A 16,033-nucleotide genomic window follows, 5' to 3' on the forward strand; every position below is an offset into this window, starting at 1 on the left:
GCGTCGGTCGGCAACCCGCGATCCGACCTCGGTCAGGCCAGGTACGGGCGGCCGGCGCCGTCCCACTTGAGGACACCGGTGTAGGCCTGGCGCTTGCTCGAGTCCTTCACGCCGTTGTGGTTCGCGTCGACGTAAGCGTGGAAGGCGATCCGAGTGGTCGCGCCGACGTTGATGACGGTGGCGCCACCCGGTCCGCAGAGGCGGGTCGACTTGGTGGTCATGAGGGTCTTCACGCGAGTGAAGCGACCGCCCCAGAAGCTGCTCGCGGACCACACGTCGGTGTTGTAGGAGCAGTTGATGTAGTCGCCGCGGGAGGCGAACAGCCACACCTTGCCGCCGTGCGCGATCACCGACGGGCCTTCGATCTTCGTCGAGCTGACGATCTTGGCGATGCTCTTGCCGACCACGCGGCTCCCCGTCTGCGTGTCCATCTGGACCGCGCGGATCTGGAAGCCGGACGCGTTGCGGTAGTCGCTCTTGTAGATCAGGTACCGCTTGCCGTCCTTGGCCCGGTACGCCGCCGGATCGATCGCCTCGTACCCGCGCGAAACCCACGGCGAGCAGACGATCGGCTTCGAGCCCGGGGTGTAGTTCCCTGCCGGATGACGGGAGGTCGCGACGCCGATGCAGTGCACATGCCGCGACGCGGACTCGCCGGTGAAGTACATGACGTACAACGCGCCGCGGCTGTCCGAGCTCTGGAAGACCTCCGGCGCCCACAGCAGCGGCTTGCTGTGGTCGACCCAGGCCGGGATCGTCGCCATCGACTTGTGGATCGCCGACCAGCCACCGCTCGTCGTCCAGCGCGTGCCGTATCCAGCGCCGGTCCGGAACAGGTAGTACTTCGAGCCGAGATACGCGAACCCGGGATCGGCGAATTCCTCGCTCCCGACCCGCCGCACACTATTAGGCCCCGCAGCAGCCTGTGCAGCCCCCGGCTGCACAACGATCAGCCCCACGAGGGCCATCACAACAGCCAGCACAAGACGACGCACGAGAACCTCCAAGAACCCTGGGCGGACGAGGTTCTCGCAATCTAACCCGCCCGCCGGGCCACCTGGAGTTCTACGAGGTCTACAGCACCGTCCGTGACGAAGAGGCCGACGTGGCCTGGGCCCAGTTCGTAGCGGCGGAAGGTCAGGGCCACTCGGTTGTCTACGACGACCTGGCCGGTTGTGCCGTCGAGCAGTACCTGCACCGTATGCCGACCGGATGGAAGGGGACAGGCCCTCTCGAGTTCCACGACGTACGGGATGTCGCCGTCGACCTGCCATTGGGCGGGGCCTGTTCGGCCGCGGGGCCAGCGGTCGAGGACGATGCGGTCGCGTTGCGGTTCGAGTCGTACGACCGTGGCGTCCTCCCCGTCCGCACTGGCGTGCAGCAACAACCCGAACGCCTGCGTGCCGGCCTCGACGTCAACGGTCAGCGCGATCAGACACCGCTCCGGCGCGACCTCCCCGACCCACGCGGCGTACCGATCAAGCGCCGGCTCGACGTCGAGTTTCACCTGCTGTACGTCGGAATACGCCGCGACGACCTCCGCAGGGAGACCGAACGCCAGCGTCCCGTCGTCCTCCTGATGTGCCTCGAGTACGGCGAGATCGCCCGCCCACTCCCACCGGCCGGTATCGGAATCCCCTTGTTTTGTGGGGATCCAGCCGATGAAGAACCGGCGCCCCTCGTGCTCGACCGACTTGGCCGCGTAGAACGCCCGCCCGTCGACGGTGTCACGCCCGGGCGCGAGCCACGGACCGTCCGGCCCGCGCGCGATCCGATAACGGGTCTGGAACGCATCGGTGAACTCGGAGTACACCAGGTACCACCAGTCGCCCCACTGGAAGACGTCCGGGCACTCCTGCGTGATGAACCGGTGCGGCTCCCACAACGGCTCCGCGATCGTCCACTGCTCCAGGTCGACCGAGGTCAATCGCGCGACAACACCACACCGGCGATCCGGCGCATCGGCGTACCGCGCCGCCAAGACCATCTGCCACGGCTCATCGGCTGCGGTCCGGTACACGAACGGATCCCGCCAGTCCTGCGGCACAAAGCCTGCAGGCGCACCGAGAGAGAGCTCGGGCTGCTTGGTCCATCGCGTCGGATCGCCGTCGCTGACGGCGTGACAGACGACTTGGTACGAGCCGTTCGCGTCCCCGCGCCGCGGATTGTGCCCGGTGTAGAAGAGATGCAGCTGAGAGCCATCGGCAACCACACTGCCCGTGTAGCAGTCGAAATCGACCGCTTCCCGATCCCCGGCCGGCAGTACGACGCCGTGATCCGTGTACTGCACGAAGTCCGTGGTGGACACCAACGCCCACGGCATCCCACTCGCACCGGCGGTCGGATCCTCCGGACGCTCGTCCAGCAGGTAGAACAGCCAGATCCGGCCGGCGTGACTGAACGGGATCACATCACCGACGAAGCCCGACGACGGGCGCCAGTGGATCATTTCGCAGTAACCCGTGGTCGCCGGCGCGGCGGATCACCCACCGAATCCCGCTCGATCAGCGGGCACTCGACGATCACCCGCTCGGGCGCATCATCCGGGCCGGCCACCACGAGCTCACCGGCCCGTCGGCCCAGCATCAGGTGCGGCAGCTCGGCGGTCGTGAGGCCGGGCCGGACCTGGTCCGCGACATCGGGCTGATTGTCGAAGCCGACGATGCTGACGTCCCGCGGGCACTCCAGCCCGAGCGCGTGCAGGGCGAGCAGGGCACCGATCGCCATCCGGTCGTTCCCGCAGACCAAAGCCGTCGGGGCGTGCTCGGTGATGACCTCGGTCGCCAGGTCGTAACCGTTCCCGATCTGATAGTTGCCGTACCGATGCACGAGATCGGCCGGACGCAGACCGGCCGCCCGCGCAGCGTCGTCGAATCCGCGTCGGCGTTCCTTGCAGGCGTAGTCGTTCCGCATGCCGCCGAGGAACGCGACCTCGCGATGCCCGCGCTCGAAGACGGACGCCGCCGCGGCGCGCCCGCCGGCGTACTCGTCGGCCAGCAGGATCGTGTCGGCGTGCCCCTCCTCGGGCCAGCAGTTGACGAAGATCGTCCGGATCCCGTCGAGGCGCGGGCTGCGGTGCAACGGCTTGGGCGAGAGCGAGGCGTACACGATCGCGGCGACCCCTTGCCCGACCAGGCTCGCCACCGCGTCGTCGCCCTGGCCCGGGTCGTCGGTCGTATCGACGACCATGCACACGTAACCCGCCGGCTGGACGACCTGTTGCAGCCCGAGCACGATCAGACCGGCGTACGGCTGGGAGACGATCCCGCTGGTCACGACGCCGACGGTGAACGACTTGTTCGACCGCAGCAGCTGGGCCGCCCGGTTCGGGACGAAGTCGAGCTCGGCCGCGGCCTGGAGCACGCGCCGCCTGGTCTCCTCGGCCACCGCGACGTCGCGGCGGTCGTTGAGCACGAACGAGACCGTCGGCTGGGACACCCCCGCGCGTCTGGCGACGTCGGTCATCGTGACGCGTTTCGGCCGGCCGTCCGACTTCTTCGCCATGGTCCCCCTTCACGGTGCGCGGCTCGGCGGCCGCCGTCAATTTACTATCACAGATCGGCCCAATACGTATTGCGTACCACCGTACACCGCTGCTACCGTCCCGGGTCAATACGTATTGGGCGGCGCGCCGGGCCGCCCGAGCGGTCAAGGAGGAACCCTCATGACAGGTATGAATCCGCCCGGAGGCTCGCTCGCCCGCCGTACGCTGCTGAAGGCCGGAGCCGGTGGGCTCGGGCTCGCCGCGCTGGCCGACCTGGCCGCCTGCAGCAAGGACGGCGGCGGCTCGTCGAAGTCGCTGAAGATGCTGTACTTCGGCGAGCAGGCGCAGGCGACCCAGCTGCAGAACCGGTTGCAGCCGCAGATCGCGAAGCTCGACTCGACCATCAAGTTCGAGATCTCCGCCATCAACGGCACCGACTGGAACGACTTCCTGGCCAAGGTGCTGACCCAGATCGCCGCGGGGACCCCGCCGGACATCATCAGCGTCGCCACCGAGGGCCTGCAACTGATGGCGTCGAAGGAACTCGCGGTCCCGCTCGACGACTACGTCACCAAGGACCTGGACGCGCTCAACGAGTACTTCGCCGACATCCACCCGGCCCTGGTCGAGTCGATGATGTACCAGGGCCACCTGTGGGAGCTCCCGGACAGCTTCAACGCCGGGAACATGTTCTACAGCACGGGCCTGTTCCAGCGCGCCGGCGTCGTACCGCCGAGCGCGGACTGGACCCTCGACGACTTCGAGACCGCGGCCACCAAGATCGCCAAGTTCAAGGGCATCAACGCCTTCGGCTGGGTGGTTCGGCTGTGGGGCAGCTGGACGTCGTTCATGTACGCGAACAACGCCAACCTGCTCGAGGAGGGCAAGTACGACGGCGGCGACTGGCTGTGGAACAAGGCGTACGCCGGTGACGCGGCCGCCGCGGGCCGCAAGGGCGGCTGGAAGTGGGGCGCACCGACCGCGAACTCCGACGCTACCGTCGAGGCACTCAACTACATGATCGAGCTGACCAAGAAGGGTCTGTCACCGTCGCCCGACGTCGGCGGCGGCGGCACCCTGCAGGGCCTGTTCGCGTCGAACCGGATCGGGATGTCGATCGGCGGCGGGTTCTGGGCCGGCGGCCTGACCAACGCCGGGATGAAGAACGGCAGCTTCGACGTCACGATGTTCCCGAGGTGGAAGAGCCAGCGGCACCTGTTCGGCGCCGGCGGGTACGCGATCTTCAAGTCGTCGAAGAAGAAGGACCTGGCCTGGGAGGTCCTGAAGCTGCTGGTGAAGCCGGAGACCTTCGACCTGGTCTTCCCGGGCAACGTGACCACGCCCGGCCGCAAGTCCCTGGTGACGGCCGCGCGGTACGCCAAGACCGGTCCGAAGCACTGGTCGGTCTTCTACGACACGCTGACCAAGCACCCGGACACGGCCCCGATCCCGGCCCCGCCGTACTACAACGCGCTCGCGACCGCGCTGAACCAGCGCACCACCCAGGCGATCTCGTCCGGCAACGCGAAGGCGGCTCTGGACGGGCTGCAGTCCGACCTCGAGAAAGCCGCAGGAGCGAGCTGATGGCTGCCGTCACCGCGGAGGTGCGCGAAGCCGTCGTGAAGCGGCGCGGTCACCCGTCCTCGCACGGAGAGGCGCGGTTCGGGTTCGCGATGATCGGGCTGTCGGTGCTGTTCGTCGCGATCTTCACCGCGATCCCGATCGTCGCCTCGCTGGGTCTGTCGTTCTTCTCCTGGGACGTCATCTCGACACCGGAGTACGTCGGCCTGGAGAACTACCGGCGGCTGTTCACCGACGGGCCGGTGCTCAAGTCGTTCGGCGTGACGCTGGGGATGGCGCTCGCGATCGTCGTACTGCAGCTGACCATCGGCCTCGGGCTCGCCGTCCTGGTCAACCAGCGCAAGCTGGTGTGGGTACGGACGTTGTTCCGTACGGCGTTCTACCTGCCGCTACTCGCGTCCACAGCGGCCGTGTCGATCTTCATGGGCTACCTGTTCGACTACAAGTTCGGGGTCGTGAACTACTACCTCAGCCTGCTCGGGATCCCGAACGTGCCGTGGCTGACCAGCGGTTTCGGGGCGGCCGCGACGATCGTGCTGATCGCGGTGTGGCAGCAGATCGGGTTCACGTTCGTGCTCTTCGTCGCATCCCTGATGTCGGTCCCCACCGACGTACTCGAGGCCGCGCAGATCGACGGCGCTGGGGCGTTGCGGACGCTGTTCCGGATCAAGATCCCGTTGATCAGCCCGACGATCCTGTTCGCCGCGGTCGTTGCCCTGATCAACGCGATGCAGCTGTTCGACCAGCCGTACATCATGACCAAGGGCGGTCCGGGATCGGCGACCACGACCGTGACGATCTCGATGTACCAGAAGGGCTTCCAGAACCTGCAGTTCGGGTACGGCTCGGCGATCGCGATCGTGCTGCTGGCGGCGATCCTGGTCATCACCGGGCTGCAGTTCCTCGCGGCACGAAAGCTGGTGTTCTACCAATGACAGAATCCACCGGAACGCTGGCCAGGATCGGCCGGATCACGGGCGTCGCGGTGCTGGTGATCGCCGCGATGATTGCCCTCGGCCCGTTGTTGTGGACCGTCACCACGTCGCTGCGGACGCCGGCCGAGGCGTTCAGCAACCCACCGCAGTGGATCCCGCTGCATCCGGACTTCTCCAACTACGGCGCGGTCTTCGACCGGATCCCGATCGGCCGGTTCTTCTTCAACAGCGTGGTCGTCACCGGGCTGATCGTGGTCGGGCAGACCATCACCTGCACACTGTCCGGGTACGCGTTCGCGATGGTCAGCTTCCCGGGGCGCTCGGTGATCTTCGGGATCTTCCTGGCCACCATGATGGTGCCGCTGCAGACGATCATCATCCCGGTGTTCGTGATCATCCGGTACCTCGGGCTCTCCGACAGTCCGTTGTCGCTGGTGGTCTCGGCACTCGGCAGCGCGTTCGGCACCTTCCTGATGCGGCAGTACTTCATGCAGATGCCTCGCGAACTCGGCGAGGCGGCAAGGATCGACGGCGCCGGTCACTTCCAGACGTTCCTGATGATCTACGCCAAGATGGCCGGTCCGGCGATCGCGACGCTCGCGATCCTGAACTTCTCCGGCTTCTGGGCGGAGTTCTACCGGCCGCTGATCTTCCTGCAGTCGCAGGACAACTTCACGCTGCCGCTCGGGCTGGTCGGTCTGCAGGGGAACCTCGGCACCGGCTCGATCTCGGTCGTGCTGGCGGGCGTCGTACTGGCGATCCTGCCGAGCGTGCTGCTGTTCATCTTCGCCCAGAGATACTTCATCGCAGGCATCACGGCAGGAGCATCACGGTGACCCAGACCAAGTCCGCGGCTCGATCGCCTCAACAGGACCCTGGCGCGGTGGCGCATCTCCGCCCCGCGTTCCACGTCCGGCCGCCCCGCGGATACCTCAACGACCCGAACGGCCCGATCGAAGTGGGCGACGACGTACACCTGTACTTCCAGTCGCGGCCGACGCTCGATCACCACGTACCGGTCGAGTGGGGGCACGTGACCTCACCCGACTACGTGCGCTGGACGCTGCACCGCCCCGCGATGGCGCCGCAGCCGGGCGGGCCGGACACCGACGGCTGCTGGTCCGGCAACACGGTCCTGGACGACGGACGGGTCCGCGCGTTCTACTCGGGCCACATCGAGGGACGCCCGTACCAGTCGGTGCTCACCGCCGTGTCCGACGACGGCGGCGCGTCGTTCGGCCCGCCGCACCAGGCGGTCCCTGACCCGTCCGACGCGATCATGTTCCGCGATCCCTTTGTCTGGCAGGAGAACGGCAGCTGGTGGATGGTCGTCGGCGCCGGGTACGTCGACCGTGGGGCGAGCATCCCGTCGTACCGCTCGACCGACCTCGAGAACTGGACGTACGCCGGTCCACTCGCCGAACTGCCCCGCGGCGTCGTGGACGGTGACGACACCGGGGCCGCGTGGGAATGTCCGCAGATGCTCACGATCGACGGCCGCCGGATCGCGGTGGTCGGGTCGTGGTCGCCGGAAGGTGGGCCCGCTGACGTGCTGTCGTTCGATGTCGACGTACCGGTGGTTCCGCGGCGCGTCGATCACGGGACCAACTTCTACGCGGCATCGGCCGTGCGGGACAGCCGGTTCGGGCCGCTGCTGTTCGGCTGGCTGACCGAGGGACGGGATCGGCAGGGGTGGACCGACGACTGGGCGGGCGTCATCTCACTGCCTCGAGTGGTTTGGCTCGGCTCGGACTCGTCGCTCCGCAGCGCGCCTGTACCAACGCTCGACACCCTCCGCGTCGGCGATGGCTCACCCGCCGACGGTGCGTCGACGGGCGCCCAGTGCGAAATCGTCGTACCGGAAAGCCCCGGGCAGGTCGTCATCCACTTCAGCGACCAAGAGCGGGTGGTGATCGAACTCGACGCCGACGTCCTCACCATCGACCGCACCCAAGCCAGTGTCAGCCCCCACGCCCACGGCGGCCGCATGCAGGCCACCGACGCCTTCGACCCCGCATCCGACCGCCCAGCCGCCCGAATCATCCTCGACGGCTCAACCCTCGAGGTCTTCACCAGCGCCGGCCGCGTCCTCAGCACCCGCGTGTACCCGACCGCGTCCCCCAAGTGGCGAGTCGAAGCTCCGGCCGACGCCCACTACTGGACACTCGCCCGCTGACACAAGCAGAAGTGCTGGCCGAGGCACACGGCCCCGGCCAGCACTTGAGCGGATGTGACTACTCGCCGACCAGTTGGTCGTAGTGCGTGGTGATCGACACCGCGTCGACGCCGTTGAACGTGGCGGGCACCTTGCCGTACGAGAGGAAGGCAGTCTTGGAACCGTTCGCCTTGCTCATGCCGTACAGGTAGCCGGACTTCGTGTCGCGGTCCACACCGACGACCAGCGAGCCGCCGCGGTCGCCGCAGCCGTAGACGACGAGCGACTCGTACGCCGACCAGCCGGAGGAGCGGATCAGCTTCATCACCGGCTTGGCGCCGGCCGCGACCGGGATGTGGGCAGTCCACAGCGCGCCGGCGTTGGTGGTCATCAGCAGGGTGTCGTACGTCGCGTTCTCGCTGAGGACGGTCATCGCCTTGAAGCCGCGGAAGCCCGGGATCGGGCCGAGCGCCTTGAAGCCGGCGCCGACCATCGAGTACCGGTACAGGCTGCCGTTGGTGTTCAGGCCGTACAGGTACGCGTGCCGCGGCAGGCCGATGCTGTAGTTCGACGTGGCGATCGACTTGAAGCTGGTCCAGCCCGAACCGACCCTCTTGAAGGTCGCCACCGGCGGCTTGCTGTCCGGAATGTACGTCGTGTGCCGGTACAGGCTCCCGCCCTGCAGCATCAGGCCGTAGTAGTAGAACTGGGTCGCCGAGGCGTTCGACGCCAGGTACCAGGTCGCGTTGGCGCGGGTCCCGACGAACTTGATCGGGTCGCCGTACGGGTAGACCTTCACCGGGCGGCTGGCCACGACGTCCACGCCGTCCACGATCCCGGCCGCGCTCGGCGACGCGATCGAGGTCACGCAGGAGTCGACGGTCGCCGCCTTGGTCGTCGGCGCGGTCTTGGCAGCCCAGGAGTGCGTGCCGTCCGGTGTGGCAGCAGTAGCCGGGACAGATGCGGCCACAGCCGAAATCAGGCCGACACCGGCCAGAGAGAGCGCAAGGCGCTGCAACTTCATAAGGAGTTCCCCCTCCAAAACGTCTCGAAGAGCTCGAGATCGCGCCGACTATAGCCGAGCCTGCGGGCCACCGACGAGAAAATTGCAGCTACCTGCAATCGTCTGCGCTCAGAATTCAGGCTTTCGGGTGGTGCGCTTCTCGATGCTCTTGCGGGTGGCCTGCTCCGGCGTCAGCGGTACAACGCGACGTACGAACACGCCTGGGAGGTGGATCGCGTCCGGGGCGAGCTCGCCGACTTCGACGACTCGCTCCGCCTCGACGATCGTCAGCCGGCCTGCCATCGCGGCGACCGGGTTGAAGTTCCGGGCGGCCGCGTGGAAGACGCAGTTGCCGGACCGGTCGGCGACCGCGGCGCGGATCAGCGCGATGTCGGTGACGATCGCCTCCTCCAGCACCATCTCCCGACCCCGGATCGTCCGCACCTCTTTCGCGGGTGAGGCGACCGCGACCGTGCCGTCCGGCGCGTACCGCCACGGCAGCCCGCCCTCCGAGACCAGCGTGCCGACACCGGTCGGGGTGAAGAACGCCCCGATCCCGGACCCGCCCGCGCGCAAGCGCTCGGCGAGCGTGCCCTGCGGCGTCAGCTCGAGCGTCAACTCCCCCGCGAGGTACTGACGCGCGAACTCCTTGTTCTCCCCGACGTACGACGCGATCACCCGGCTGATCCGCCCGCGTTCGAGCAGCAGCCCCAGGCCCGCACCGTCGACACCGCAGTTGTTCGACACCACGGTCAGATCGCTCGCGCCCTGCTCGAGCAACGCCTCGATCAGGAACCACGGGATCCCGGCCAGCCCGAACCCGCCGACCGCGAGACTCGAACCGTCCGCGATGTCCGCGACCGCCTCGGCCGGCGTGGCGAAGACCTTGTCGAGACTCATGAGCCTGCCTCCAGAAGGTTGGCCGGTGCGGTCATCGGACTGCTTCGAGAACAGCCGCGATGCCCTGGCCGCCGCCGATGCACAGTGTCTCCAGGGCGTAGCGGCCGTTGCGGCGGTGGAGTTCGTGGGAGAGCGTGGCGAGGATACGGGCGCCGGTCGCGCCGAGCGGGTGACCCAGGGAGATGCCGGAGCCGTTCGGGTTCAGGCGATCGTCGAGCGGTTCGATCTTCCATTCGCGCAGGCAGGCGAGCACCTGGGCGGCGAAGGCTTCGTTGAGCTCGATCAGGTCGAGGTCGTCGAGGGTCAGCTCGGCGCGGGCGAGCGCGGCGGCGACGGCCGGGACCGGGCCGATCCCCATCACCTCGGGCCCGACCCCGGAGACTGCCCAGGACTTCAGCCTCACCAGCGGACGCAGGCCACGGCGTTCGGCCTCGTCGCGAGTGGTGACGACGCAGACCGCGGCGCCGTCGTTCTGCCCGCTCGCGTTGCCGGCGGTCACGGTCGCTTCCGGGTCGTCCTTCACCATGAGGGGCCGAAGAGCGGCGAGGCCCTCGAGTGACGTGTCGGGCCGGGGATGCTCGTCCGCGGTGATCAGGCCGCGCTTGGGGACCTCCACCGGTACCAGTTCGTCGGCGAAGCGGCCCTCGGTGTGCGCGGCGACGGCCCGCTGGTGCGAGCGGAGCGCGAGCTCGTCCTGCTCCTGCCGCGAGATGCCGTACTCCCGCCGTACGTTCTCGGCTGTCTCGAGCATGCCGCCCGGCACCGGGTGATACTTTCCGCCCGCGGTCTCGCGAGCCCGGATCAGGCGGTCGTTCAGCTCCACGTTGCCGCGGACGCCGGTGCGCAGGCCGACGGCGTAGTGCTCCACCTGCGACATCGATTCGGTGCCTCCGGCAACCACCACACGGGCCGCGCCGGTCGCGACCATGCCCGCGGCGTACAGCACGGCCTGGAGACCCGAGCCGCACCGGCGGTCCACCTGGACACCCGGTACGCCGACGCCGAGGCCGGCGTCGAGGGCAGCGATCCGCCCGATCGCGGGCGCCTCGCCGTTCGGATAGCACTGGCCGAGAACGACGTCGTCGACATCACCTTCGCTCAGACCGGTTCGCCGTACCAGCGCCGTCAGAGCGACGGTGGCGAGGTCGGCCGCCGACAGCGCGGACAGAACGCCGCCGAAACGGCCCACCGGGGTACGAATCGGTTCGCAGATCACCACATCGCTCATGCCCTCGACGGTAGGCGGCGGCACCGATATGGAGAAATACTGATTTACGCAGGATAAAGACTCTGCGAGTATGGATCGCATGGAGCTCCGGCACCTGCGGTACTTCGTCGCCGTCGCCGAGGAACGGCACTTCGGTCGCGCCGCGACCCGCCTGCACATGGCGCAGCCGCCGCTGTCCCAGCAGATCCGCCGGTTGGAGAGCGAGCTGGGCCTGCAGCTGCTTCGCCGTACGACGCGACGCGTGGAGCTCACGCCCGCGGGCGAGTCCTACCTGGTGCGGGCGCGGCAGATCATCGCGGCGGTCTCGTCCGCGGCGGGTGAGGCGCAGCGGGTCGCGGCCGGCCTGCAGGGGCGGTTGGTGATCGGGTGCGTCGGCTCGGCGACGTACAGCCTGCTGCCGCAGCTGGTCCGGACGCTGCGCGAGGAGCTTCCGGATCTCGAGGTCGCCGTACAGGGCGAGATGCTCGCACCCGATCAGGCGCGGGCCCTCGCGGACGGGCGGATCGACCTCGGGCTGCTGCGGCCGCCGGTCGACGACGAGTCGCTACGGGTCGAAGTACTGCGGGCCGATCCGTTGATCGTCGCCGTACCGGACGGGCATCGGCTGGCCGGCAGACGGCGGGTACGGCTCGAGGAGCTGGCAGACGAAGACTTCGTGATCCATGCCGGTGGCGGGCGTTCGGTGATGCACGACACCGTGCTCGCCCGCTGCCGAGAGGCCGGATTCGAACCGCGAGTCCGGCACGAGGTCGCGGAAACGTCCACGTTGGTGACGTTCGTCGCCGCCGGACTCGGCATCGCGATCGTGCCCGCACCTGTAGCCGAACTCCTGGTCCCAGGCGTCACCTACCGCCCACTCACCGGCTCACCGACCATCGGCCTGGCAGCCGCCACCCGAGCCGACGACGAAGCCCCGCACCTGGAGCGCGCTTTATCCGTCCTCAAAGGTCTGGTTCAGTAACAGCTCTGAGAGTCAGGACGACTTCGTTGCGGTGGAGGGTCAGGGTGCCGCCGGCGGCTTCGGCGCAGCGGCGGGCTATGTCCAGGCCCAGGCCGGTGGAGCCGCGGTCGCTGCGGCCGCGTTCGCCCGCGCCCAGGGGGATGCCGGGACCGTTGTCGGCAACAACTATCCGTACGACGCCGTCCTTGCGGGTCAGGGTGATCCGGGCGGGTGTCCCGTCGGGGGTGTGCGCTACGACGTTCTCCACGAGTGCGTCGAGTGCCGCGCCGAGGTCCTCGCCGGAGGAGCGCACCGCCGCGGGCACGTTCGGCAGGTCCAGCGCGAGCTCGCGGCCCTGGTCCTCGAACAGCGGCTCCCAGAACGCGGCCCGCTGACGCGTCACCTCGACCGCGTCCGAGTGCGGAACGCGGCCCTCACGCTGGGGTCGCCGAGCAGCACTGATCACCGCGGTCAGTGTCCGTTCGAGGCTGTTGACCTGGGTGTTCAGCTCCTCGGCACTCTCCCGGTCCGGCAGCGCCTCGACCTGCAGGCGCAGCGCGGTCAGCGGCGTCCGCAGGCGGTGCGACAGGTCCGCGACTGCCTCGCGTTCGACCGCTATCACCTCGTCGATCCGATCCGCGAGACCGTTCAGCGCGGAGCCGACCTTCGCGACCTCGGCCGGTCCGGTCGTCGGGGCGCGGGCGTCCATGTCGCCGCGGGCCAGACGTTCCGCCGTACTCGCCGTCTCCTCCAACGGGCGCGCGAGCCGACGTGACACCAGTTCGGCGCCGGCGATGCTGAGCAGCAGCACGACCAGACTCCCGCCGACGAGAATCAGGATCCTCGGCACCACACCGGCGTACAGCTCGTCGCCGGTCAGGTAGAGGCAGACTGAGGCGGCACCGTGCGGCGTACCGACGCTGACCTCCACCGCGAGACCGCCGCCGACGTCGCGGTAGTCCGCGTCGCCGATCTTCGGCGGGCCCTTGCCCTCCCCGTCACCGTCCCCCTCACCGTCACGGTCGCCGTACCCGGCCGGCATGTTCTTCGGCGTCGGCACCCCACCGGGCGGCGGATCGCCGAGCGTCGTGCCGTCCGGCATCCGCACCGAGATCCGGCCCGCATGATCCGGCAGGCCGTCGAGGTACGCCGTGATGTCGTCGTTCGTGTGGTTCTTGTCGCCGACGTAGTACGCGACGCTCTCCGTCAGGTACCGCGCTTTGTCCTTCGACTCGTTGGCCGTCGTACTGCGCAGCAGAATCACCAACGGTACGGCGAAAGCGAGCACGACCAACGTGGTCATGCCCACCGACAGCAGCAGGATCCGACGGCGCATGCTCAGCCGTCCACCGCGAGCTTGATCCCGACGCCGCGAACACTGTGCAGGAACCGCGGCGCGGCGGCCGTCTCGCCGAGCTTCCGGCGCAACCACGACAGATGGACGTCGACGGTCCGGTCACCGCCGCCCCACGGCAGCCCCCAGACCTCCGCGAGCAGTTCCCGCTTCGTCACCACGGCTCCGGGCCGACGAGACAACGCCAGGAGCAGGTCGAACTCTTTTCGGGTCAGGTCGACCGGCGAGCCGTCCACCGTCACCTCCCGGCTGCGCGGATCGATCCGCAGCCCGCCGATCTCGACAGTCGACTCCTCTTGCGGGTCCTGCCCGAGCCGCCGCAGTACGGCGCGAATCCGTGCATCCATCTGCGCCGCGCTGAACGGCTTGATCACGTAGTCGTCCGCGCCCGCGTCCAGCAGCCGCACGACGCTCGCGTCGTCGTCCCGCGCCGTCGCCACGATCACCGGCACATCGCTGACCGCCCGGACCATCGCGAGCACGTCCCGGCCGTCAAGGTCGGGCAGCCCGAGATCGAGCAGCAGAACCTCCGGCCGCTCCCGCGCGACCGCGGCAATCCCGTCGGCGCCGGCCGCGACTGCCGAGACCACATGCCCGGCCGCCGTCAGGGACTTCCCCAACGACAACCGGATCGCATCATCGTCCTCGACCAGCAGCACCCGCGCCATGCTGTTGAGCGTAACCGCCGCCCCTGCCCGCGAGCCTCAAGCCGGGGTTAAGCGAACGTCAGCCACTCATCAACCTCGCGCCTACTCCCTCGGCCACGCTCGGCGGGCCGGGTTCACCGGGTGTCGGGGAAGGTTACTGAGTGGTGGAGCTCCGGGGCGGCTTCAGGCCGGTGCTGCGGAGTTCGAGGGTGGCCAGGGCGGTGACGACCTCGCGGTCGCCGTCGCGCCAGGCGGCGACCGGGTCGGCGGAGATCTTCGCGAGTTTGTGCATCGGCTGGTTCGCCATCGCCCGGAGCGCGAACAGGTCCAGGTCCGCCGCGTTGTCGATGAACCGCTGCGCCGCGCCCGCCCGCCGCGCGAACCGGATCCGCCGCGGCACCCAGATCAGTACGGCGAACAGCACCGGCAACCCGATCGTGACGGCCGCGAGCACGTACGCCAACTGCTCCACCGCATGCGCCTGGTCCCGCCCCGCCTGCGCCAGCTTCCCCGCGGCACCGGCAGCCCCATCGATCGGGGCCCGTAGCTGATCCCCGACCGCCGGCACCTTCCCGATCGGCTCGGACATCCGGTGCAGCTCGCCCGCGAGCCCGTCCCCCGCCTCGGCCGCCTTCCGCCCCGGCGCCCCAAGCGCATCGGTGACCCGGTAGACGAGCAGCCCCAACTCCACACACGCCCACACCCACGCCGCGAGCATCAGATCCCCGACAACCTGCCCGAACCGCTGAACCCGTAGATCGGAGTAGAGCTTCACCACTTGGCTCCCATCTGGCCGGGGCGGTCCGGAACTGTCGGCGACTTCTTTCCGGAGAGGGTCAGAGGTTGCTGCGGAGGTTCCAGAGGAGGGGGTAGTAGCGGAGGTCGAGGCGGCTGCGGAGGTAGGCGGCTCCGGAGGAGCCTCCGGTGCCCGGTTTGGTGCCGATCATGCGCTCGACCATGACCACGTGTCGCGCGCGCCACGCCGCGGCCAGTTCGTCGTGCTGGACCAGGGCCTCCGCGAGTTCCCAGATGGCGGCGTAGTGCGAGCGGTCGCCGGCGATCTTGCGAAGGGCGTCGCGGATGGCGTCCTCGGAGTCGGTGTCGAAGCCGCCCTTCCGCAGTACGTCGAGGTACGCGTCCCAGAGCGTCGGCTCCTCCAGCCGGCGCCGCAACCGGTCCTGCTCAACCGCGGTCAGCCCGCGGAAACGGCGTACGAAGGACGGATCCTTCGCGCCGGAGAGGAACTCGATCTCCCGGAACTGCACGGACTGGAACCCGGACGCCGGCGACAACCGGTGCCGGAACTCACCGAAGTCCTGCGGCGTCATCGTCTCGAGAATGTCCACCTGCTGCGTCAGTACCCGCTCGATCGTGTGCACCCGCCGGAGCAGGTGCTCGGCCAGCCAGTGCTCCCCGGCGAGCATCGCGTCCCGGGACGCGGTCAGCTCGTGCAGGATCTGCTTGAACCACAGCTCGTACACCTGGTGGATCGTGATGAACAGCAGCTCGTCATGCGCCGGCGGGTCCGACTCCAGCCGCTGCTGGTCGAGCAGGTCGGCCAGCCGCAGGTAGCTCCCGTACGTGAGCCGGCCGCCCTCCTCGCCGAAGTGCACGTCGACTCCGCCCCACTGTCCAGCAACCCCGTCACCAGTGCTCATGTGACGGAGACTAGCCGACCACTTCGTGACTGGTCAGCGATTCGTTCGTTGGACCGGTCACTAGGGCACCATCCTTGCTGTGGGCACCGATATGGTGCTTGCTGTTGGGACTCGGCGGGAGCCGGGGTGACGGTCTAGGTCGGTCGCT

The 16,033-nt window shown here is 68.7% G+C and carries 15 protein-coding genes; 5 read left to right on the forward strand and 10 right to left on the reverse strand.

Translation table 11 applies throughout. From position 1 onward, the window contains the following. Positions 1 to 32: 32 nt before the first annotated feature. The 3 genes from EV651_RS36435 to EV651_RS36445 are packed head-to-tail and all read right to left on the reverse strand — an operon-like array spanning position 33 to position 3,504. The gene (locus EV651_RS36435) at positions 33 to 995 is read right to left on the reverse strand and encodes a family 43 glycosylhydrolase (RefSeq protein ID WP_133789882.1); all 963 of its coding nucleotides are present in this window, start codon (positions 993 to 995) and stop codon (positions 33 to 35) included. Between the two features lie 41 nt (positions 996 to 1,036). After that, complete coding sequence (locus EV651_RS36440) at positions 1,037 to 2,449, reverse strand: glycoside hydrolase family 32 protein (RefSeq protein WP_133789884.1); 1,413 nt, start codon at positions 2,447 to 2,449, stop codon at positions 1,037 to 1,039. Beyond that, entirely contained in the window at positions 2,446 to 3,504 is a 1,059-nt protein-coding gene (locus EV651_RS36445) for a LacI family DNA-binding transcriptional regulator (protein WP_133789886.1), read from the reverse strand. The genes EV651_RS36440 and EV651_RS36445 overlap by 4 nt, the downstream gene beginning before the upstream one ends. 160 nt (positions 3,505 to 3,664) lie before the next feature. Between EV651_RS36445 and EV651_RS36450 the strand changes: the two genes are divergently transcribed. The 4 genes from EV651_RS36450 to EV651_RS36465 are packed head-to-tail and all read left to right on the forward strand — an operon-like array spanning position 3,665 to position 8,176. Beyond that, positions 3,665 to 5,068 carry a sugar ABC transporter substrate-binding protein gene (locus EV651_RS36450; RefSeq protein ID WP_133789887.1) on the forward strand — a complete coding sequence of 468 codons (1,404 nt, stop codon included), beginning with the start codon at positions 3,665 to 3,667 and terminating at the stop codon, positions 5,066 to 5,068. Continuing rightward, positions 5,068 to 6,000, forward strand: coding sequence for a carbohydrate ABC transporter permease (locus EV651_RS36455; RefSeq protein WP_238157424.1), 933 nt, complete (start codon positions 5,068 to 5,070; stop codon positions 5,998 to 6,000). Before EV651_RS36450 ends, EV651_RS36455 begins: the two co-directional genes overlap by 1 nt. Then, on the forward strand, positions 5,997 to 6,836 hold the full coding sequence (locus EV651_RS36460) for a carbohydrate ABC transporter permease (protein ID WP_133789890.1): 840 nt from the start codon (positions 5,997 to 5,999) through the stop codon (positions 6,834 to 6,836). The genes EV651_RS36455 and EV651_RS36460 overlap by 4 nt, the downstream gene beginning before the upstream one ends. A 47-nt stretch (positions 6,837 to 6,883) precedes the next feature. After that, positions 6,884 to 8,176, forward strand: coding sequence for a glycoside hydrolase family 32 protein (locus EV651_RS36465; RefSeq protein ID WP_166658905.1), 1,293 nt, complete (start codon positions 6,884 to 6,886; stop codon positions 8,174 to 8,176). 58 nt (positions 8,177 to 8,234) lie between these two features. On the opposite strand, the gene EV651_RS36470 is transcribed toward EV651_RS36465, so the two are convergent. From EV651_RS36470 to EV651_RS36480, 3 genes are all read right to left on the reverse strand, one after another. Further along, entirely contained in the window at positions 8,235 to 9,179 is a 945-nt protein-coding gene (locus EV651_RS36470) for a hypothetical protein (RefSeq protein ID WP_133789892.1), read from the reverse strand. A gap of 108 nt (positions 9,180 to 9,287) precedes the next feature. Then, on the reverse strand, positions 9,288 to 10,058 hold the full coding sequence (locus EV651_RS36475; RefSeq protein ID WP_133789894.1) for a CoA transferase subunit A: 771 nt from the start codon (positions 10,056 to 10,058) through the stop codon (positions 9,288 to 9,290). A gap of 31 nt (positions 10,059 to 10,089) precedes the next feature. Continuing rightward, complete coding sequence (locus EV651_RS36480; RefSeq protein WP_133789896.1) at positions 10,090 to 11,286, reverse strand: acetyl-CoA C-acetyltransferase; 1,197 nt, start codon at positions 11,284 to 11,286, stop codon at positions 10,090 to 10,092. A 70-nt stretch (positions 11,287 to 11,356) separates the two neighbouring features. Here EV651_RS36480 and EV651_RS36485 point away from each other — a divergent pair, with 70 nt between their 5' ends. Continuing rightward, entirely contained in the window at positions 11,357 to 12,247 is an 891-nt protein-coding gene (locus EV651_RS36485) for a LysR family transcriptional regulator (RefSeq protein WP_238157425.1), read from the forward strand. Here EV651_RS36485 and EV651_RS36490 read toward each other — a convergent pair. From EV651_RS36490 to EV651_RS36505, 4 genes are all read right to left on the reverse strand, one after another. Next, positions 12,228 to 13,562, reverse strand: coding sequence for a HAMP domain-containing sensor histidine kinase (locus tag EV651_RS36490; RefSeq protein ID WP_133789898.1), 1,335 nt, complete (start codon positions 13,560 to 13,562; stop codon positions 12,228 to 12,230). The two genes, EV651_RS36485 and EV651_RS36490, sit on opposite strands and share 20 nt — an antisense overlap. Positions 13,563 to 13,564: 2 nt before the next feature. Beyond that, positions 13,565 to 14,248 carry a response regulator transcription factor gene (locus EV651_RS36495; protein WP_133789900.1) on the reverse strand — a complete coding sequence of 228 codons (684 nt, stop codon included), beginning with the start codon at positions 14,246 to 14,248 and terminating at the stop codon, positions 13,565 to 13,567. A gap of 133 nt (positions 14,249 to 14,381) precedes the next feature. Next, complete coding sequence (locus EV651_RS36500) at positions 14,382 to 15,002, reverse strand: hypothetical protein (RefSeq protein ID WP_133789902.1); 621 nt, start codon at positions 15,000 to 15,002, stop codon at positions 14,382 to 14,384. Positions 15,003 to 15,063: 61 nt separating this feature from the next. Continuing rightward, on the reverse strand, positions 15,064 to 15,885 hold the full coding sequence (locus tag EV651_RS36505; RefSeq protein ID WP_133789904.1) for a tryptophan 2,3-dioxygenase: 822 nt from the start codon (positions 15,883 to 15,885) through the stop codon (positions 15,064 to 15,066). Positions 15,886 to 16,033: the final 148 nt, after the last annotated feature.

Origin of the sequence: Kribbella sp. VKM Ac-2571 (genome assembly GCF_004362255.1) — a bacterium.
In the GTDB taxonomy this organism is placed as follows: Bacteria; Actinomycetota; Actinomycetes; order Propionibacteriales; family Kribbellaceae; genus Kribbella; species Kribbella pratensis.